The sequence below is a fragment of the Bacteroides sp. OF03-11BH genome (assembly GCF_003604005.1).
GTDB classification, from domain to species: domain Bacteria; phylum Bacteroidota; class Bacteroidia; order Bacteroidales; family Bacteroidaceae; genus Bacteroides; species Bacteroides ovatus.
The window spans coordinates 86,874-107,858 of record NZ_QTMW01000003.1 but is presented as its reverse complement, the minus strand read 5'-3'; the positions used below and the strand labels follow the sequence as shown (position 1 = coordinate 107,858).

14 protein-coding genes, 1 tRNA gene and 2 pseudogenes are annotated in these 20,985 nt (G+C 43.2%); 13 read left to right on the top strand and 4 right to left on the bottom strand.

What is annotated here, in order from left to right:
* Nucleotides 1-2: 2 nt before the first annotated feature.
* From DXA54_RS03295 to DXA54_RS03280, 4 genes are all read left to right on the top strand, one after another.
* Nucleotides 3-881 carry an FKBP-type peptidyl-prolyl cis-trans isomerase gene (locus tag DXA54_RS03295; protein ID WP_004323928.1) on the top strand — a complete coding sequence of 293 codons (879 nt, stop codon included), beginning with the start codon at nt 3-5 and terminating at the stop codon, nt 879-881.
* A 160-nt stretch (nt 882-1,041) separates the two neighbouring features.
* Nucleotides 1,042-1,506, top strand: coding sequence for an Lrp/AsnC family transcriptional regulator (locus DXA54_RS03290; protein ID WP_004302580.1), 465 nt, complete (start codon nt 1,042-1,044; stop codon nt 1,504-1,506).
* A 5-nt stretch (nt 1,507-1,511) separates the two neighbouring features.
* A complete protein-coding gene (locus DXA54_RS03285; protein ID WP_004302581.1) occupies nt 1,512-1,823 on the top strand; it encodes a DUF4491 family protein in 312 nt (103 codons plus the stop codon).
* Nucleotides 1,824-1,913: 90 nt separating this feature from the next.
* Nucleotides 1,914-1,987 (top strand) — tRNA-Ile (locus DXA54_RS03280).
* A 188-nt stretch (nt 1,988-2,175) separates the two neighbouring features.
* Here DXA54_RS03280 and DXA54_RS03275 read toward each other — a convergent pair.
* The gene (locus DXA54_RS03275; RefSeq protein ID WP_120078974.1) at nt 2,176-2,952 is read right to left on the bottom strand and encodes a Cof-type HAD-IIB family hydrolase; all 777 of its coding nucleotides are present in this window, start codon (nt 2,950-2,952) and stop codon (nt 2,176-2,178) included.
* Between the two features lie 217 nt (nt 2,953-3,169).
* Complete coding sequence (locus DXA54_RS03270; protein ID WP_004302598.1) at nt 3,170-3,673, bottom strand: RNA polymerase sigma factor; 504 nt, start codon at nt 3,671-3,673, stop codon at nt 3,170-3,172.
* Between the two features lie 594 nt (nt 3,674-4,267).
* Between DXA54_RS03270 and DXA54_RS03265 the strand changes: the two genes are divergently transcribed.
* From DXA54_RS03265 to DXA54_RS03235, 7 genes and pseudogenes are all read left to right on the top strand, one after another.
* Nucleotides 4,268-5,623 (top strand): SWIM zinc finger family protein, encoded by a 1,356-nt coding sequence (locus tag DXA54_RS03265; RefSeq protein ID WP_004302599.1) that lies wholly within the window; start codon nt 4,268-4,270, stop codon nt 5,621-5,623.
* Nucleotides 5,611-8,472: a DUF6493 family protein gene (locus tag DXA54_RS03260; RefSeq protein WP_120078973.1), complete on the top strand. Its 2,862-nt coding sequence runs from the start codon at nt 5,611-5,613 to the stop codon at nt 8,470-8,472. Before DXA54_RS03265 ends, DXA54_RS03260 begins: the two co-directional genes overlap by 13 nt.
* A 13-nt stretch (nt 8,473-8,485) precedes the next feature.
* Nucleotides 8,486-11,335, top strand: coding sequence for a DUF6493 family protein (locus tag DXA54_RS03255; RefSeq protein WP_120078997.1), 2,850 nt, complete (start codon nt 8,486-8,488; stop codon nt 11,333-11,335).
* A gap of 67 nt (nt 11,336-11,402) precedes the next feature.
* On the top strand, nt 11,403-12,176 hold the full coding sequence (locus DXA54_RS03250) for a M15 family metallopeptidase (protein WP_117512177.1): 774 nt from the start codon (nt 11,403-11,405) through the stop codon (nt 12,174-12,176).
* Nucleotides 12,177-12,244: 68 nt separating this feature from the next.
* Entirely contained in the window at nt 12,245-13,435 is a 1,191-nt protein-coding gene (locus tag DXA54_RS03245) for a THUMP-like domain-containing protein (RefSeq protein WP_165863215.1), read from the top strand.
* A 48-nt stretch (nt 13,436-13,483) separates the two neighbouring features.
* A pseudogene (locus DXA54_RS03240) lies at nt 13,484-14,137 on the top strand (hypothetical protein).
* A gap of 20 nt (nt 14,138-14,157) precedes the next feature.
* Complete coding sequence (locus DXA54_RS03235) at nt 14,158-14,622, top strand: hypothetical protein (RefSeq protein WP_008775248.1); 465 nt, start codon at nt 14,158-14,160, stop codon at nt 14,620-14,622.
* A gap of 18 nt (nt 14,623-14,640) precedes the next feature.
* On the opposite strand, the gene DXA54_RS03230 is transcribed toward DXA54_RS03235, so the two are convergent.
* Nucleotides 14,641-16,491, bottom strand: coding sequence for a mechanosensitive ion channel family protein (locus tag DXA54_RS03230; protein ID WP_120078972.1), 1,851 nt, complete (start codon nt 16,489-16,491; stop codon nt 14,641-14,643).
* Between the two features lie 126 nt (nt 16,492-16,617).
* Here DXA54_RS03230 and DXA54_RS03225 point away from each other — a divergent pair, with 126 nt between their 5' ends.
* Nucleotides 16,618-17,601 (top strand): calcium/sodium antiporter, encoded by a 984-nt coding sequence (locus DXA54_RS03225; RefSeq protein ID WP_117512175.1) that lies wholly within the window; start codon nt 16,618-16,620, stop codon nt 17,599-17,601.
* Nucleotides 17,602-17,671: 70 nt separating this feature from the next.
* Here DXA54_RS03225 and DXA54_RS03220 read toward each other — a convergent pair.
* Nucleotides 17,672-19,239: pseudogene (locus DXA54_RS03220) on the bottom strand (DUF4832 domain-containing protein).
* Nucleotides 19,240-19,427: 188 nt separating this feature from the next.
* Here DXA54_RS03220 and DXA54_RS03215 point away from each other — a divergent pair.
* Entirely contained in the window at nt 19,428-20,675 is a 1,248-nt protein-coding gene (locus DXA54_RS03215) for a DUF2264 domain-containing protein (RefSeq protein WP_008646636.1), read from the top strand.
* Nucleotides 20,676-20,985: the final 310 nt, after the last annotated feature.

Genomic DNA, 20,985 nt, shown 5'->3' with positions numbered 1-20,985 from the left:
AAATGAAAAAAGTTAGTATTTTTATGGCAATCGCCGCTGCTGCAAGCCTTGCTTCTTGTACAGCTCAAGCTCCTAAAGCAAATTTGAAATCAGACATCGACTCACTGTCTTATTCTATCGGTATGGCGCAGACTCAAGGTCTGAAAGGCTATCTGACAGGTCGTCTGGACGTTGATACTGCTTATATGGCAGACTTCATCAAAGGTTTGAATGAAGGTGCAAACAAGACTAGCAAAAAAGACATCGCTTACATGGCAGGTCTGCAAATCGGTCAGCAAATCAGCAACCAGATGATGAAAGGTATCAACCAGGAATTGTTTGGCACTGACTCTACTAAAACCATCAGCAAAGAAAACTTCCTGGCAGGTTTCATCGCAGGTACTTTGGAAAAAGGCGGTGTAATGACTATGGAAGCAGCTCAAGAATATACTCGTACAGCTATGGAAACTATCAAAGCAAAAGCTTTGGAAGAAAAATATGCTGACTATAAAGCTGAAAACGAAAAATTCCTTGCTGAAAACAAGACTAAAGACGGCGTAAAAACAACTGCAAGCGGTCTGCAATACAAAGTAATCACTGAAGGCAAAGGTGAAATTCCTGCTGACACTTGCAAAGTGAAAGTGAACTACAAAGGTACTTTGATTGACGGAACAGAATTCGACAGCTCTTACAAACGTAACGAACCGTCTACTTTCCGTGCCAACCAAGTAATCAAAGGTTGGACAGAAGCATTGACTATGATGCCTGTAGGTTCTAAATGGGAACTTTACATCCCGCAAGAACTTGCTTACGGTGCTAGAGAATCTGGCAATCAAATCAAACCGTTCTCTACTTTGATTTTCGAAGTTGAACTGTTGGGCATCGAAAAAGATAAGAAATAAGAAAGTTCTTTTCTAAATAGAAAAAGGAAAGAGGTGCAAAACGTTTGTGCCTCTTTTTTTTGCTTTTTCCTATTTTTTTTCTCCGAAAAGAAGAATAATTAAAATAAATCTCTATATTTGCTTACTATTTGATAACAACAGGAAATTACAATTTATTATTATGGAAAGAATAGACAACCTCGACAGGCAGATCCTAGAGATTATCTCCCAGAATGCCCGCATCCCTTTTAAAGACGTAGCAGCCGAATGTGGAGTGTCACGCGCAGCTATCCATCAGCGTGTGCAAAGACTGATTGACCTAGGTGTCATTGTAGGCTCTGGTTACCATGTGAACCCGAAATCATTGGGATACAGAACTTGTACCTACGTGGGTATCAAACTGGAAAAAGGCTCCATGTACAAATCTGTCGTAGCGGAACTACAAAAGATTCCCGAAATTGTGGAATGTCATTTCACTACAGGTCCGTACACAATGCTGACAAAGCTTTATGCATGCGACAACGAACATCTGATGGATTTGCTGAATAACAAAATGCAAGAAATACCGGGTGTGGTAGCTACCGAGACATTGATTTCTCTGGAACAGAGTATCAAGAAAGAAATCCCCATCCGCGTTGAAAAATAATTGTGATGGAATTTCTAAATGAATATCACCTTGCGGGGTTATTCATCGGAATATGTACCTTTTTGATTATCGGCCTTTTTCACCCCGTCGTGGTAAAGGCCGAATACTATTGGGGTACAAAATGTTGGTGGATATTCCTGGTACTCGGCATAGCCGGTGTGGTCGCCTCATTAAGCATCGATAATGTGATTTTATCTTCTTTGCTTGGCGTGTTTGCATTTTCTTCCTTCTGGACGATTAAAGAGGTCTTCGAACAGGAAGAACGGGTACAAAAAGGATGGTTCCCCAAGAACCCGAAGCGCAAATATAAGTTCTAAAAATAAAGTATCGTAGTTTTTTATCAAAAGGATTTGCATAATTCGAGGGAAAATACTACTTTTGTCATCGCATCCAACAAAGGATACATCGGACTTGTAGCTCAGTTGGTTAGAGCAACAGACTCATAATCTGGAGGTCCCTGGTTCAAGCCCAGGCTGGTCCACTGAAAAATTCCTGCAAGTGCTTCACTTGCAGGAATTTTTCCTTTTTATAGCCATCCTCCAACTAGAATAAAAGATAACTAATTGTTCCCAAACAGGTAAAAACAACAGCAACGGACAAAGCAGAAATGGCGAAGAATAAGCAATAGGGGAATAACACCTATAATATTAAGCTATAGAGTACCCAATATTAAATAATTCCAAAATGTTTCAGCGCTTTACAAAGCCCGTCATTCTCCACCGTATCAGTAACAAAATTGGCTGAAGCCTTGACTATCTCCGATGCATTTCCCATAGCCACTCCGATTCCGGCAACTTTCAACATAGGAATATCATTACCACCATCGCCGCAAGCCATTATTTCCGTCATTCCGATCCCATAATAATCAGCAAATACCGAAAGGCCGGTTGCTTTACTTATTCCTGCCACATTTACGTCAGCAAATAAAGGATGCCAGCGCGACAAGGAAAGATTAGGCAGAAACGACATCACTTTTTGTTCCATCACATCATCGATATAAAAACAAAGCTGACAACACTCTTTCTTTTCAAACAGGTTTTCAATGTCTACAACGGTCGGGATAGGGTGTTCCACGATTTTAGCAATCTGTTCGACAGTCGGAGTCAGACGATTAACAAACACACCTTCATCCAATTCAATAGCGACTGCAAAATCAAAGGTCTTTGCTATTTCCATGGCTTTCTTAAAATCATCTTTCGGAATAAGGTGCTTTCTTATCACGGTGCCATCCCGCAAAACACAGTCGGCACCATTCAATGCAATAATTCCGTCATACGGAACATCAGCTATTTCATGAAGGTCGCCTGCCGCTCTACCGGTAGCAATGACTATTCGAATTCCACCGTCATGAATCTTCCTAAGGGCATCAACAGAGGATGGCAACACTTTATGAGTTTCAAAACTTACCAATGTTCCATCCACATCGAGCATGATCGCTTTTATCATAACATTTATATCTTTATTCATTCTTCGACAATTTAGAGAAGCAAATCGACTATCCTTGACTGATAAGTCAGAGCAGTCAATTAAACAGTGACAAAGTTACTGAAAAAATTCCCATAACAAATACAAACCTCCAACACATAAAATAAAAAAGGCAAAAGGAAACGAGATCCTTTTGCCCTATACCTATTGATACCAACTGAAAATTGATAGTAAACGTTTAGCGGAAGTCCTTTAATTCTTCCTGCAATTTCTGACGGGTAAAGAATATGCGGCTCTTTACAGTACCTAACGGAAGATTCAGCTTTTCTGCAATCTCACGGTACTTGAATCCTGAAACATGCATAGCAAACGGAACTCTGTATTCTTTCGGCAGAGCATTGACTACGCGATGCATTTCTTTTAAATCGTAAGCTCTTTCCGTACTTTCAAAACCTGAATCTTGTGGCAGGTTAAGGTGATAGAGGTTTTCAGTCTGATCGACAAATGTCTGATCGCGCACTATTTTGCGGTAATTATTAATAAAGATGTTCCGCATTATAGTATACATCCATCCTTTGAAATTTGTGTCGGGGGTATATTTGTCTTCGTTATCCAATGCTTTTAATGAGGTTTCCTGTAACAAATCGTTTGCTTCTTCACGATCGGTTGTCAGTTTATATGCAAAACGGAGTAATTCATCCTGTACTCCTATCAGATCTTTCCTGAAGCTTAAACTTTTCATATACGTTATTTTTAAATTGTGAGTATTCGTTATCATCATTTCGATGTTGCAAGTTTACGCGTTTTCAACAAATGTGGCAGGTGAAGAACAAACATTGTTTAGGGGAAAATCTATCAGTTGATAGAATTTAGGTCATTTCTGATAGTATTCAGGTGGTTTTGAGACTGTCCTTATAGCGAAAATCCCATTTTGAAGTCACACCTGACTCAAAATGGGATAACACAAACAAAACAAACAATATTAGCGATTTTCACAAACAGCTGTCTTTTTCATCTTTAAAAATTCATAAGACTTAATTTAGAATCTGTTACTAAAACATTCTAATTATGGGAACAAAAGTATTATTTTCCGGCAAAAAGGAACGTAGAAATTAAGAATAGTTATAAATAATAGTTGTTTTATGTATAAAAAATTGTGCCTGACTATAAAGAATTGTATTTAATATTTGCTGCCAAAAGAGGCATAAATGCTTCATTTGACGATATTTTATAATATCAGTATTCCAAAGCGATGTAAATTCTCCTACTTCTTTTTTTCACTAAGAATTAATTTCTATATTTGGAGAATATACAACCAAATTCAGATTTACTATCTATGACTGATACCATCTCTTACCAATATGCAGCTCCTTCCGCACTGCAACGGTCAGCCGATCAGGACGAACTGTTTCTTGCCAAATACAGCGAAATAGAAAAGAAAGAAACACCCTGTTTCTTTTGGGGAAAGTTGACACAACCCTACATGACAGCACGCTGCCTCATCGCATTATCCAATGTTGTGCAGTCCAGTTTTAATCTGACACCGTCACAGCTTTCCATGCTGAAAGATCCGATTGTAACCGCAGGAAATGACCGCCTGCGTTTTGAAGGATTCTCTAATTGTGCAGGTGTATATGCCAGAGTCGACGTGCTTCCTGACGGACACGACGGAGAATTTCTGGAAAACGGGACAACAAACGTAGATTTTAATCCCGGAATGATTTCTGCCTTAGGAGGAATAGGCAGACAGGAGAATATGGTAATGTCGGTCGGTCCCAAAGAGGTGGGACTTTATCATAAAGGTGAGAAAGTAATAGAACGAAAAGTACCTCTTCCCGTGAAATGGATAAAAGGGCTGACTACGGTACAGATTTATCAATCCGTTGCGGAACAGCTCTACTCCTTCAATCGCATACAAACCTTACAACTCTTCCAGACTCTTCCGAAAAGTAGTGTGAAATGCGACTATTATTTAGTGATGCGCGGTCAAAAACCCGCCTTTTCACCGGTGAAAAGCATGAATGCCGTCTGCATTGGAGGACTTCATCGCTTACGTCTGCTCGAGCCCTTGCTTCCATTTGCCGATGAGCTGAAAGTCTTTGCGCATCCCACCATGCAATCTACCATTTGGCAACTTTATTTCGGTCCGGTACGCTTCAGCCTTTCTCTTTCCCGCGAATGTTGGAGAGGATTTTCCGGAGAAGGCGCCGCACTGGAATCTCTGCTCGAAGATGTCCCCGAAAGATGGATAGAGGCAATGGACAAATACAGTTATGCCAACCAACAGTTCAACCCCACTCTTTTTGCCATAGAGGAACATATTGACCTGGATAAGGTAGATTCTCTCGCGGCACGGCTGGCAGCCATGGGGTTATTGGGATTCGATTTGGATGAAAACAGCTTCTTCTACCGTCGCCTGCCTTTCAAAACCGAACGTATTTTAAGTCTCAATCCTCGAATGATAGCTGCAGAAAAACTATTGGAAGAAGAAAAAGTAGAAATCATATCGAATGACGAGAAACGGACAGAAGCACGCGTGGCAGGAAGTGGAGGTGTCAGGCATACGGTCATTCTCGACAGAGAGAGTGAGAAGGAGCGTTGCACTTGCACCTGGTTCAGCAGCAATCAGGGAGAACGGGGAGCTTGCAAACATATTCTGGCAGTAAAGAAACTAGTACAATGGAAGAACTAAAAAAAGAACTCGAGAAATTATCCAAGGCTTATGTGGATACTCCGGAGAATGAAGAGAAGATATTAATCCCTTTTGTCAAGAGATTACTGGAGTTACCAATGAAAGAAAGGCGGAAGCTGCTGCCGGTTATCCGGGATTTACAATGGATAAAAAGTAAGTTTGCCGGTTTCAGTAGTGAGACAACCTGCAGTGCGGCACGGGCACATTTTCTATCTGCTGTCCAGTTTGTCTGCGCCAACAAACGGGAGATGGATATGGCATATCATGTGAAGTTTGATATGCTTTGCAAACTACTCCCGCTCTACTACCCCACCTGGCTGACTGATTTTATCAATGATGACAAAACTTGGTTTAATTTCAATCTCAATTACGAACAGCTGATGCAGCTCATGGATATGGGATACCTCAAAGAAATTGCTCCAAGCCGCATTGCACATGTACTCCCCTGGATTACCCGCATCAGAAATAAGGAACCTAAAGGAAACGATACTTTCAACAGTGAGTTATTACTCAAGCGGGACATCACCCTGAAAGAACATATCTGGACGATTTTCGAATACGAATCGTCCATCGGCTATCAAGATGATTGCGCCAAAGAGGCTTATAAAAAAGGAGTTACCGCACGGGATGAAAGTATCAGTGCCGCTCTCTACCGCTTTTCGCTGGACGGCCATCTGGATAGAGAACGCCTATTAAAAGCCACACTCGCCACCTTCCACCGGAGTTTCAAAAAAGATATGGCAGGATGGTTTGCCGGATTCTTCGAAACTCTGCAACCAACTACCGGAGAACTGTTATCCTTGCAAGAAGAAATGATGCAAATATTCACCTCTTCCTATACCAAACCGGTGAACGTGATGTTGCAACAGTTGAAAAATATTGCATCCGAAGAAGGATTCCGTTATCAGGAATTCATCGAACGTGCAACCACCCTTTTCTTCTCCAGCCCCAAAAACTCGCTGCTTACCATTTACGCCCTCTTTGAAAAGATCGTCGCACAACATCCCGAGATGAAAGAGCCCTGCTGCATCACTCTCTGCCAACTCTTCTTGAAGAAAGACGAAAGCCTTCAAAAGAAAGCCGCTAATTTTATATCAAAATATGGAGACGCCTCTTCATCCAATCTCCAGGAAACACTGCAATCTTATCAACCGGAGATGTTTCAAAGCGTGCATGCGATACTCTCTTCTTTCACGCCGCAGCCTACAGAAGAACCCCATGAGCCTGATGCAAGTGTGGGAGAAACGGTATACATCTGCAGGGAAGACAACTTTATTCCCTTCCCCGCCAACAAAGAAGATTTCCTGTTCCAGCTTAGTCGTTTGTTCGATATGGAGGAAAGTTGGGAGATAGAAACAACCATTGCCGCCATCATTGCCTTCCATCCCCAATTGGACAAAGAAGATCTCAACCGGATGGAACCTGTTTTCCAACGGGCTGCCACTATCGTTGCCAATAGCTGGGAGCCATACGAAGATCTTCTCGCTACCTTCCTACTGGAATATCAACGCTTATGGGCACAGAAAGATACCTCCAACACAGGATTTTTGAGAAATATGTTCACCCGACTGGAAGAAAGGCTGAAAGGAATAGATGAAAACAGAGGAGCTTATGACGAGCGCTCTTTCAAACGACTTGCCGACTGGAAACCCGGCTACAGCAACGCAACCTGTTTCACACCCATCAAACATTTATGGCTAAATGTGATCCGTAAAATAAAAGGAGGCAATGCCTTCCCCCTACTTTCTACTCCCACCCATACCCCGGCATACGTACAGGCTACCGAACTGGTACGCCGGCTTGCCGTATATCAGAAAGCAGAAACGAAACCCTGTCCATGGGATTTCCAGCTAGCTATTGCCCGATGTGCTATGGAAGACAAAGAAGAAGCCATCGCCACCGCCCGGCAACTGTTGCAAGATGAATACCTGCATCTCTTTCTGTTCCTGTTGGATGAAAACACGCTACCCGAACCGCCCTACAATCATCCAACCGCCTGGATGGCCGCCGGACTGGTAAAAGCACCGGAGACGGAATTCGAAGCATTCAAATCTTTCGCCTGTAACACATTACCACACAACTATCTGACAGGAGACTACGAGTGGAAAGAGGTGAAACCCAAAGAGAAATCATACGAAACTGACAGGCGTCTGCTCCAACTCGAGTTCTACAAATGGCATACATATACTGAATACAACAGCCACCAGTTATGGCAGGAACATCCGATTATCAACAGTAAATATAACATGGATGATTCCCGTTACATGGAACCTCTGCTATGCTGTTTCCCCAACCGCCCGGAACCATTGATAGCCCAAATTATCACTTGTTACATGACTTTCGGCACTCCGCAGGAAGACAGCAAACGCACCCTCGCCTGTGCCTTGCGCATGTTGTTGTCTTTCCACTGCCCGCTCAAAGAGATGAGTTTGCTCCTACTAAGTGGTTCGCTGCTTTTTGTAGACAAAACAGTCCGTTCCTATGCAGCCGAATTATGGGTAGAAGGAATATCCACAGGAAGAATAAACAATCACCGGGTAGGAGAAATCCTGGCCCGCCTCATCCAGATGGAACTTGCTCCGCTAAAACGCTTCACCACACAAGTGTACGAAAGCATGTACAAACGAAGTACTTTCCACAACCAGCAACTGGAAGCACTGCTCACAGAATTTATAGGCGGATTGCCAGACAAACCCGTTACCGGACTCAAACAACTGCTCGAACTTTATCTGGAGCTATTGACCATCAACCACAGCAAGGTTACAGACGAACAAATCCTGCAACGCCTACAAGAATGGGGCACAAACAGCAACCTGAAAAAAGTGACGACTTCACTCAACAACCTATAACAAATTCATGATTATGACCATAGAAGAACGCCTCAACGAGATAGTAGAAAAAGGACAAGGCGATGCCATCATCCCTTTTCTGCAAGGATTAACGCAGGAAGAACGAAAAACGCTTGTTCCCTGCCTTAACAAATTGGAAGAACACTACAATAAATTCGTGCAACTTAACGAGAACACATACGGTACACGCGGAACTCCCGAACAGCATCGTATCATCAATCTTACCGCCCTCGTCATCTATTCGCTAAAAGAATTCCGCAAACACGAATGGGGAATCTATACAGAACAGCTGAACGAATTGATTCCGTGGTATATTCCTTCCTGGCTCGACAGTTTCTTCAAAGAGGGTGAAAGCAGGGAATTCGGCGGTTTCTATGGAATGAATTACGAAACTCTGATGGATTGGATAGAACAGGGAGTACTCACCCTAACACCCTCTCCGCAAACCATCGCCGGTTATCTGGTGAACTACATGAACAATACCGATTTCCTGCAAAAGCGGGCAATCACACTCAAAGAACATATCTGGTATCTGTTCCAATACGATTGCGGACAAAACTGGACGGATAATCGTACAAGCGGACAGCCTTATTTCTCTTTCAGATACTTCGTAGAACACGGTCAACTAGATCGTATGCGTGTATTAAAAGAATCTCTGCTTGCCGTCAACCGGAATCTGAACAAAAACCTAAGTAGTTGGTTTGCAGGCATGTTTACCGCACTTAACCCCAGCACAGAAGAACAACTGACACTACAACCGGAAATATTTGCCGTTCTGCCCGCCCCTCACAGCCGTCCGGTAAATATCATACTCGGACTGCTGAAGAACTTATGCACTCACCCACAATTCCAGGTTGAAGAGTTTCTAAGTCAGACTTCCGTGCTTTTTGCTTCGGACGTGAAAGCGATTCACCAAAACACACTGGCAATACTCCATAAGCTGGCAAAAGAAAGAAAAGAACATCGCGACACTATCTGTTGTGCAGCCGCACAAGGACTGATGAGCCGGGAAGAATCCACCCAAAGTAAGATAGTCAAACTTATTCAGACGTATGGAGAGACGGCATCTACTACATTAAAAGAGATACTTTCCATATATACGGAAACCATGTTGGCTAATACTAAAAAGGAGCTGAAAGCGTATTTGGAGAATAATGAGCCGGAAGATTCCGCCTCTTTCACGTATGAGCCAATACTCCCTATCATCCGTGAAGACAACCGGATACAGGAAATCACTTCCACTGAAGACCTGATATTTCTAGCCAGCCAAGTGCTCGACGTGAACGAGATCTATCACTTCGACCTGTTACTCGGAGCCTTAGTGAAATGGGACTGGCAACAGGAAGCAAAACAAATCTCTCAATGGACCCCTATTCTCCAACGTGCCTACAAATTGCTGATGAGCGGAGGAAGTTCCCGAAATGGTATATTAGACCAGTTAATGGCCACCTTCCTCCTTGACTATGCCAAACTGCTGATTAAACGTTTCCCTGAAGAAGCCCAAGAGTTAAACAACTTACATCTGAAAATGGTACAAAAAGACGAACTTCAAAAAGGCAAATGGGGGTATCGTAATCTACAAAAACTCACCATTCGTGAAAAGACGAACAAAAAAATAAAGTTCCCCGTTCATAAGCAACTGTTATGCCGGACATTAGACCTTCTGGAAAGCAAGGAGAAACCTTTGCCCCTATTGTCCACTCCCACTCATACACCGATGTTTATCGCTCCGGAAACCCTGATAGAAAGGTTAAAACAATATCAGCAGGCAAATGCCGAACCGGACGATATGGATATGCAAACAGCACTTTCACGAGTGGCACTGGAAAGTTCGTCGCAAGAGCTTCCTCTGCTCCTCCGAAGTTTGAAAGGAGAATACCGGCACCTGCTCACTTTTTTGCTGGGAGAAAAAGACGTACTTCCCCAAGCACCTTTCAATCATCCTTCCTGGTGGATGATGGCAGGATTAATGAAATCACCGGAAACAATCTATGCTGAATTTAAAGATTTCTCCTATAATAAAAGTCCACGTGAATTTCTGACTGGAAACTTTAAATGGAGAACCTATCAGTATACTGACTCGTACACGGATTATAACAAGAAAACGGTAGAATGGATTTGTTCAACTCTTACTTTCGATATTCCGGAAAGCGAGAACTCTCATGTCATCAATAAAGACAAATATAATGAAAGAGTCAGTTACTATTCATACGATCCGCATCCGTTACTGGTTGAAATGTACCCACAGATAGAACGTTTTGACGACATACAGAACGACTTACCACGTTTGGCATGGTTAACTCCCAATATACCGGAGCCACTATTGGTATGGTGCATCCGCAGTGCCATATACGCCCCGACGTTAAATGAGGTAAGGGAAGCAGGTATCACCCAAGCTGCTATTGAAGCGCTTCATCAGTTAAGGCATACATGGCACGAAGTGTCTTACCTGCTGGAAGCCACTTGCATGCTGGTAGCCGATAAAACTTCCCGTTCCTATGCAGCCGAAATCTGGATAGAGCGTGTAGGTCAAGGCTCCATAGACAGTGGACGCATAGGCAGTATCTTAGGTTCGCATCAACATACCGGCTGGGGACCGCTGAAAAGACTCACTGACCTGATACAGCAACAAATGATAAACGTCAGTCCGCTGCATAACCGGGAATTGGAGAAACTAATCGTGGCAATGTTGACCGGACTTCCAGAAAAGCCTGTCAAAGACTTAAAGAAATTACTAGAAATATATGCAGAGCTGTTATCCATCAACCACAGCAAAGCCGAAGACGAACACGTTTTGCACCTGCTTGACGCATGGAAAGGAGTGGCCAATCTGAAGAAAGCAGTAGCTAATATCCAACGGTAAGAGAGGTAGCTTATTGGAGCTAAAGCCAAAAAGAAGTATCTTTGGCACACTAAATACAAAAGGTTGAATGATTATTCTAAAATATAGTTTAGCTATTTTCTGTTTACTGCTGACAGGATGCTCCTTCTTTTCCAGCCATAAGGAAAAGGAGAGCACTCCCCTCATGGAATACGAACAAACGACGGAGGATATACAACCATGCGAAGAATGTTCCATCATCTCACCACCGGAACGAAGCGAAATGGCTCTCTACATGGACTCATTAGGACTCGTCAATATAGCTGACCTGGATAGCAGTCTCGTTGTAAAACTGATGTATACACAGGCTGATAATTTCACAGGCGAAGTGCTTTACGACAACTTAACGGAAGCCTACCTGCATCCGGATGCGGCATACGCTCTGATAGAAGCACAAAAAGCCTTAAAGAAACTACACCCGTCTTATAGTCTTATCATTTACGATGCGGCACGTCCCATGTCGGTACAGAAAAAGATGTGGAACGTAGTGGAAGGAACGTCCAAATATAAATATGTCTCCAACCCCAACCGTGGAGGCGGGTTACACAACTACGGACTGGCAGTAGACATCAGCATCCAAGACTCTCTGGGACAACCCCTGCCGATGGGAACCAAAGTAGACCACTTAGGCATGGAAGCACACATCACAGACGAGATCGGATTGGTACATAATGGAAAAATGAGTGAAACAGAGCGTCAGAACCGGTTACTGCTACGAAAAGTGATGAAAGAGGCCGGATTCCGTGCATTACCCAGCGAATGGTGGCATTTCAATTTTTGCAGCCGGGACGTAGCCAAACAGAAGTATAAGTTAATACCATAACCGACACTCAACAACCCCATAATCAGAGCTCGACGATTCATTGTAATATCCTATAACACAATAACACCATGATGCAAATCTCTCCTGAAACCCAACTTTTTATTCGCGAACATTCATCGGACGATGTACGTGTGCTGGCTTTACAAGCTAAAAAGTACCCGGATATAGATATGCCAACTGCCATCACCCAAATTGCAGGAAGGAAGGTAGCAGCCGAAAAGATTCCCTCATGGTGGGAAATAGAAAAGATATGGTATCCGAAACATCTGTCGCTGGAACAATGCTCTTCAGAAATCACCGCCCGCTACAAAGCACGTCTTTTGCAGGGAGATTCTCTGACCGACCTCACCGGCGGATTCGGCATTGACTGTTCTTTTCTTGCCACCGGATTCAAATCCGCCACTTACGTAGAACGTCAGGAAGAACTCTGCGAAATAGCAGCACATAACTTTCCCGTACTGAATCTAAACCATATAAACATAAAAAACGAAGATGGAGTAACCTACCTGCAAGCAATGTCCCCCGTAGACTGCCTTTTCCTCGACCCCGCGCGTCGCAATGAGCACGGCGGAAAAACGGTTGCCATCTCCGACTGCGAACCAAACGTAGCCGAACTGGAAGAGCTTTTACTTCAAAAAGCCAACCGGGTAATGATAAAACTCTCCCCCATGCTCGATCTTTCATTGGCACTGAAGGAGTTGAAACAGACACAGGAAGTTCACATTCTGTCTGTCAACAACGAATGTAAGGAACTACTTATCCTACTCGGACAAACATCACCGACAGAAATCTCCATTCATTGCGTGAACCTCTCCACGAAAGGGACTCAAGAAGAACAACACTTTGTATTCACCCGCGAACAGGAGCAATGCAGTGAATGTACATATACGGATTCTTTAGAAACCTATCTTTACGAACCGAATGCCTCCCTTCTGAAAGCCGGTGCTTTCCGTAGCATTGCAGCAGCTTACCCTGTCCGCAAACTGCATCCCAATAGCCATCTTTATACTTCCGATACTTTCATTGAAAACTTCCCCGGAAGAATATTCCGTATTGTCAACCAGTGCAGTTTCAATAAAAAAGAAGTAAAGGAGAATCTGGCAGACCTGAAAAAAGCAAATGTAACTGTCCGTAACTTCCCCGCCACAGTAGCCGAACTCCGCAAACGAATCCATTTGGCTGAAGGAGGAGATACCTACTTATTTGCCAGTACATTAAATAATGGGCAAAAAGTTCTGATTCACTGTGAGAAAGTCTGAACTATTTTCTATTTTTGCAAAAAAGAAACACAATCTAAACTAATCCAGATGAATCAAACACTCATAAAAGCCATTCTATTACTAATCGCATTCACCTTGTCCTGTCACACTCCACTTTTCTCACAGAGAGATTTTGAGCGACACGAGTTCTCTTTTCACGCGGGCTACGGTGTTATGTTCCATCACCCTCCTACACTCACGTTAAGTACCCATAGTTACCAACGTACACTCGCACAAGGCGTAAGCTGGGATGGACAATATAATTTCCGCCCTCTCAAACGTTTTGTCTTTGGAGGAATCTACTCCGGATTTTCTTCCAAAGGAAGTCATCCGGAAGGGAAGGACCATTTATAGGTTCATTTCATTGGTACTCAAATCGGAATGTGTAATGCTAACACCAAACATTGGCAAATCCGTGTAACAACTGGTCCCGGTGGAGTCATTCTACGGAACAACAGTGAGGTGTTCGGCAAAACACGGAAAGTGAAAGCCTTCACTATTGGTCTCCTGACCAATGCCAATCTTACCTATAAGCTGAATCCCAATCTGGGAGTCAGTTTAGGAGTACAATATATGTATAGCGAACTGCTTAGAATGAGAACCCACTATCACGGAGAAAGGGTTATTGTAAAACTCGATGGCAATGATGATACCAACCTCACACGAATAAATTTCACTACGGGATTATCCTATTACTTCTAACATTCACTAAAAAAAGCACTATGAAGAAATATATACTCATTCTTTTTTCCATCATCAGCTTTTGGAGCTGTACGGAAGATGAATCGATTGACATCACAGTTTTACCTTCTGCCACCACTACAGGTGCCAACACCTTTGGCTGTCTGATGGACGGATGGATTTATGTGGGAGGACGATACCTGAATTGGGGGCACTCGTATGTCTGGACGTATGATTCATTCCACTACTATCCGGAGGAGGACAAACTATCCGTCAATGTTTCCGTCAAACCTGACATCAACATACACTTCATCATTTTATCTCCCCAGGAAGGCAAAGAAGCAACTCTCACCGATATACGGTTCAGAGGAGAAGAACTGGAAGACGGAACAGCTTTTATAAGCCATTTCGACCCAGAATTGAATATTATCAGTGCAACCTTCGGCAACGGCAAACGTCTGACTAACGGACGTTTTGATATTCATTATACAACACAACAGCAATAATGGCGGCGACAGTAATAACTATTCAGATTTACTTTCTTCTCCCGCCTTATTGGAAGGATTGTTACTTTTCTGATACTCTTTGGGAGTGGTTGTCTCATTTCCATCCCGTACAGCCATATAGTGCGGCGACATAATTTCAATGCCGACTTCATTAAATTTATCCTGAATATTCTGATGCAAATCCGAATAAATCTGTGCCATTTTATCTGCCTGTTTGATATAAGCATTAATTTGATAGACCGGATACCAGTCGCTCAAAGAAGTCTCTAACACAAACGGACGCGGATCATCCACCACTCCGGGAGTATTCAACGCAGCATCAATCAGTATCTGATTAACCTGTCGCCAGGGAATATCATAACCGATAGATACTTCCGAGTGAATAATCAGTCCATATTCACGTGCCGAAGTACTGTAGTTTACCGTATGAGACGACATGATAAATGAATTGGGAACAGTCACAACCTCATTTTTAGGAGTCCGAATACGTGTCACTAGAGGAGTCTTTTCAATGATATCTCCGGTGGTATCATTCAATTTGATCCGGTCACCCATCTTAAACGGACGCATATAAGTGATAACCAATCCAGCGATGATATTACCAATAACCGTACTTGATCCGAGCGAAACAATCAATCCGACAAATACCGAAATACCTTGGAACACTCCGGAATCGGAACCCGGGAGATAAGGATAAATCATCGCAATCATAAATGCATAGAGCAGGAAACGAGCGATATGGAAAGTCGGCATCGCCCAGTCCGGGTAGAAGCCGTTGATTTTGAGCCGTCCTGCTTCCACCTCACGTGCCAGATACAAGACGAGACGTACCAAGTATTTCACGGCATACCAGATAACGATGATAGTAAACAATTTGGGCACATAGTCGATAATACCCACAAAGATACCGCGAATCGGATTCCATATATATCCTAACAGTTGGTATGCCAGTCCTTCCGTCTGGGGGAAGATGATGAAAATCAACGGTACGGTAAACAGTAGTTGCAATCCCATCAATATATACCGCCCGATACTGGACAGGAATACCAACAGGTTCGCCTGTTTCTGCGCATCCAGCAATTCATACCCCTGGATGGATACCGGTTTTATCTTCGTATCTTTCAGGCACAGGATACGCGCTTTCAGTTTACGGAACAACCAATTGGTCAAGCGGAACAGGAAATACTGTCCCACAATTACCAACACAAAATAGAGCACACGCTTTGCCATCCGCCAAAGTCCGTGCTCCGCTTTCATCTCATGCAGTTTGGTAATGACGTTCTGCTGTCTTTCCTTAGCTAACGAATCACGGGAAACTCCTTCCCACAAAGCATCCTGATCGGTAAGAGAAAGCAGGACTTTGCTGCCGTACATCAAATCGGAAACAATGTCCGAATGGTCGATAGCCACAGAATCGGGTTGTAGATTAAAGCGTCTTCCTATCTCTTCAATCGCTGCACCGGTCATTTGGGCACGTTGCTGAGGAGTATATCCGCCTCGTTTGGTGAAAAGGTAGAATAAGGTATCACCGTCCGCCACTACCGGTATTCCCTTAGTGAACTGACGCAGAGAGTCAATACGCTGTCGCTGCTGTACATACTTGACGGAATCGGCAGTAGCCATCTGGAGCTTCATCTGCTCCATTTCCATCCGCATATTCGCTTCATTGAGCCGGGCTTCTTCCAACGATTTCCGCATATCAGCCAGATGGATAGAGTCCGAATCCCGTTTCAAAGGAACATGTCCGTTCGTTATTGTATCTCCGGCAAATATCTTCTTAACCGCCTGTTCCAACTGTGCCTGCGCCCCGATTGCCAGAAAAGAAAGGAACAACACCAGTAACGACCGTTTTATTTTATTTATTTCCATACCTTATATCCCTTGATTATAATTAAGGTTAATCTAACTTTTCATAAAAAACAGAGCAAACATACGGATTGTTTTTGACATTACCATTTCCAAATTGATTATCTTTGCCACTAAAAGAGAAAAAGCATGAATATATTATTACTTATCGGGGGATTAATCCTCATTCTTCTAGGAGCTAACGGATTAACAGACGGTGCCGCCTCGGTAGCCAAGCGTTTCCGCATCCCTCCCATCGTGATCGGACTTACCATCGTTGCATTCGGTACTTCTGCCCCGGAACTGACGGTCAGTGTATCTTCTGCTCTCAAAGGAAGCGCGGATATTGCCATAGGCAACGTGGTGGGAAGTAACATTTTCAATACATTGATGATTGTAGGCTGCACGGCATTATTCGCCCCGATTGTCATCACCCGCAATACACTTAGAAAAGAGATTCCGCTCTGCATACTTTCTTCTATTGTCTTGCTGATTTGTGCCAATGATGTATTTTTGGATAAAGCTCCGGAGAATATCCTGAACAGAGTAGACGGCTTGTTGTTGCTTTGCTTCTTTGTCATTTTCATGGGCTACACTTTTGCCATCGCTTCCAAGCCGGTTACAACGGAACAACAGGCAGAACATCCGGTCATAGAAGAGGAAACAGAAATCAAATCACTGCCTTGGTGGCAATCCATTCTTTACATCATCGGAGGCTTGGCCGCCCTTATTTATGGAGGGCAGTTGTTTGTCGACGGTGCCACGGGCATCGCCCGCAACCTGGGTGTCAGCGAATCGATTATCGGACTGACACTGGTTGCAGGAGGGACTTCTCTTCCGGAACTGGCTACGTCTATCGTTGCCGCATTAAAGAAAAATCCGGAAATTGCCATTGGAAATGTGATTGGTAGTAACCTCTTCAATATATTCTTTGTACTGGGATGCAGCGCGAGCATCACTCCTCTCCATCTTAGTGGAATCACCAATTTTGACCTGTTTACATTAGTAGGTTCCGGTATTCTGCTTTGGTTATTCGGACTGTTTTTTGCCAAGAGAACAATTACAAGAATCGAAGGAGGGATTATGATACTTTGTTATGTGGCATACACGGTAGTATTAATTTATAATACATAAAAATAGAAAAAGGCTTCCGGCAGTAACACCGGAAGCCTTTTATTCCCACTAGCCAATTAAATTCTGATATTTATTTCACCTCCACAGTTGTCAGTATATTGACACCATATTTTCCATCGTCAGATGTCCACCAGGTAGTATTCCCATTCGCACAACGGATAGCATAACGGGGATTATACTTCAATCGATCTGAACCATCAGGTATCCACAAACCTAGTTTATACTCTCCGGCAGCCATTGAACCGGGTAATTGAACAACTTGTTCTACAGAATGTGTCAATGGTTTACATAATATATCACCCGGTTGGAAAGGTTGCCAATCCAACGGGTTGGTTTCCGTCAGGAACTCTGTGACTTTTCCTTTATCATCAATCAACACGAAGTAGACAGGATGTTCTCCAAAGACAGTGGCAAAACCTCTGTTCACCAGGTTCAGATTCAGTCGGTTTTCTTTTCCAGCTTGCAGATAATTCGGTAATTGAAGGGATTGCAATTCTATACGATAACCTAGATGATCGCGTATATAATCGAACATATTGCGTTTCACTTTCGTTCCGTCCTGTTTCCGGAAATAGCTGTCGGACACAGGCATGAGATGCTGGCGAAGAGAATCTTCCGTTATCATTGTCTTCTTCCAGACAATCATGGAGTATTCGGGAGGATTATTCTCATCAAATCTGTTATTAGGATGCTGTTCCTTATAATTATGGATAACGCTCAAGGAAGTGTAATGCTGGAGGAACAAACGTCTCGCTGCTTGCAGTCCGTCAATAATCCATCCGGCAGACGGACTGTCGGGATCGGCTCCTACACTCCAGAATCCCCAGGGGAGTTCTCCGTCCACTACGAGATAAGGAGATTCTGCTACAATCTGATCGAATTTGGAAGTCCCTTCGTGCATGTCGGCATCCCATCTATCAGGTCGTATGACGATAAAATCATCGTGGAATGAAAGTCTTTTATACAGTTCCGGTTTATCTTTCAACAGGTTTTTAAATTCCGGAAGTCTCACCTGCACATTTCTGCCTTCGGGCACTACTGACAGTAATTTTTCCAATACCGCAGCCTTTGTCTCTTCCGAGTTCTCAAGCCCCTGAATAGAACTATGCCATTCGCCCCATGCACCAATCATTCCGGCTTGTACCACCAGAATCAAATCTTTATTCTTTTCCAGGAAAGGTTTCAACTGGTCCAGATGTTCCAAAATCTGTTCGCCGGTGGGACCAACGGCAGCTCTTCCCATGAAATCTCTTTCATAAGCAAAACGCAATACGGCTTTCTTTCCCTGCTTCTGTAATTCATCAAAATACGTCTGCATGGTCGGAAATTTTCCTCCGATAGTTTCTCACCTATTAAATAGGTAAGATAAAAATAGCTTTGAGCCAGTGAAACACTATCTTCCACATATTTCTCCGACAATTCTACCAGCTCTTTAGGAGGGCTATCCTTCTCATGCAGTACATCTACCGCTGTCTCCAGCCGGAATCCTCTTCCAGGATTATAGAGCCCATTCTCACCGTGTAAATCATCGACACAGATTCCGCGAAACTCAACAGTCTGCCGGGATTCACCGCATCCACTTGCCAACGAGGCAAATAAAACAGCCATCACACTGCCATACATCCAATTCTTCTTCATAGTAATATATTATTTATCCACAAATATATAACAAATCGAAACACAGCAATCTGTTATCACTCATTTCGCACAGTAAAGTATCAGTTTGGGATAAATAATGCAAAAGTATTGGATAATGCTAAGATTGTATTTGTCCCACCGCAGGAATTGCCCTACCTTTGTCTGCATCTCAAAAATTAAGGTAATACATGAAAAAACAAAATTGGCTACTCTTACTTGTCATTCTTCTGCTTCCGGCAGAAAGTATGATTGCTAAAAAGAAAACAGAAAAAAGCGATAGAGAAATCTGGTGTGAAATTATGTACCGGATGGCGACCCCTGTATTAAAGAATATGAGTGATGGTCTGTTGAAACAGAATATGCTTGTAGAATTAAGCCCAACATGGGATGGTCGCAATAAAGAGGTCACTTACATGGAATGTTTCGGGCGACTGATGGCAGGGTTGGCCCCCTGGCTATCATTACCGGATGATGATACGGCAGAAGGCATACAGCGCGAGCAGCTACGGGAATGGGCTTTGAACAGCTATAAGCAGGCTGTTGACCCTGCAGCACCGGATTATCTGCTGTGGCGCCAGGAAGGACAGACTTTAGTTGATGCAGCATATATTGCAGAGAGTTTTTTAAGAGGGTACGATGCTTTATGGATGCCTTTAGACAGTGTTACCAAACAACGATATATCAACGAATTCACCCAGCTCAGGCGAGTGGACCCTTCATACAGCAACAGGTTATTGTTTAGCGCAACTGTCGAATCGTTTCTTCGAAAAGCAGGCGCACCTAGCGACACCTACCGTATCAGCTCCTCTTTACGAAAAATAGAAGAATGGTACGTAGGTGACGGCTGGTATTCCGACGGCCCTCATTTCGCATTCGATTATTATAATAGTTTTGTGATACACCCCATGTATATCGAAGCATTGGAAATTATCACCGAAGCCGGCAAACATAAAAAGATATGGAACATGCCCGGCTGTGATTACCACAAAGCGATCACGCGTGCACAGCGATTCGGAGTGATCCTTGAACGTCTCATCTCTCCGGAAGGAACACTACCCGTTGTCGGACGTTCCATCACTTACCGTACCGGTTCCCTGCAAACACTGGCATTACTCGCCTGGCGCAAATGGCTTCCCGAAGAATTGACAAACGGACAAGTACGTGCCGGCATGACGGCCGTCATCAACCGCATGTTTGGAAATAACCGCAATTTCAATAAGAAAGATTTTCTTACGCTAGGTTTCAACGGTTCCCAACCCGGTATTTCAGACTATTACACCAACAATGGTAGTTTATATATGGCTTCCCTTGCTTTTCTGCCGTTAGGCCTTCCTGCCGACGATCCCTTTTGGACAGATGCTTCACAGCCCTGGACTTCGAAAAAGGCATGGGATGGAGAGGATTTTCCAAGAGATCATTCTTACCATGAGGAATAATTGATAATCAGCATCATATAATAGCTTCCAGTAAGACTGAAAACTATTATCCATTACGAATGGAAACTATCATGTAACACAGCTCCTTGTTTTTATTTATTATAAGTAAGAAAATCAATAAATATCACTTTTTGTGTTGTGGACAAAACAAGTAAAGAAGAGAACAATTTAATAGTAGCCAAATCCTTGACTTCTCCTGTTTTATTTCGTATCTTTGAGAAAACAAAAAGAAGAAAAGCAAGATGAGACATACAAATATCAAGACATAAAGACGTATTATCAAGCATAGATTTCCATATATACAAGAATA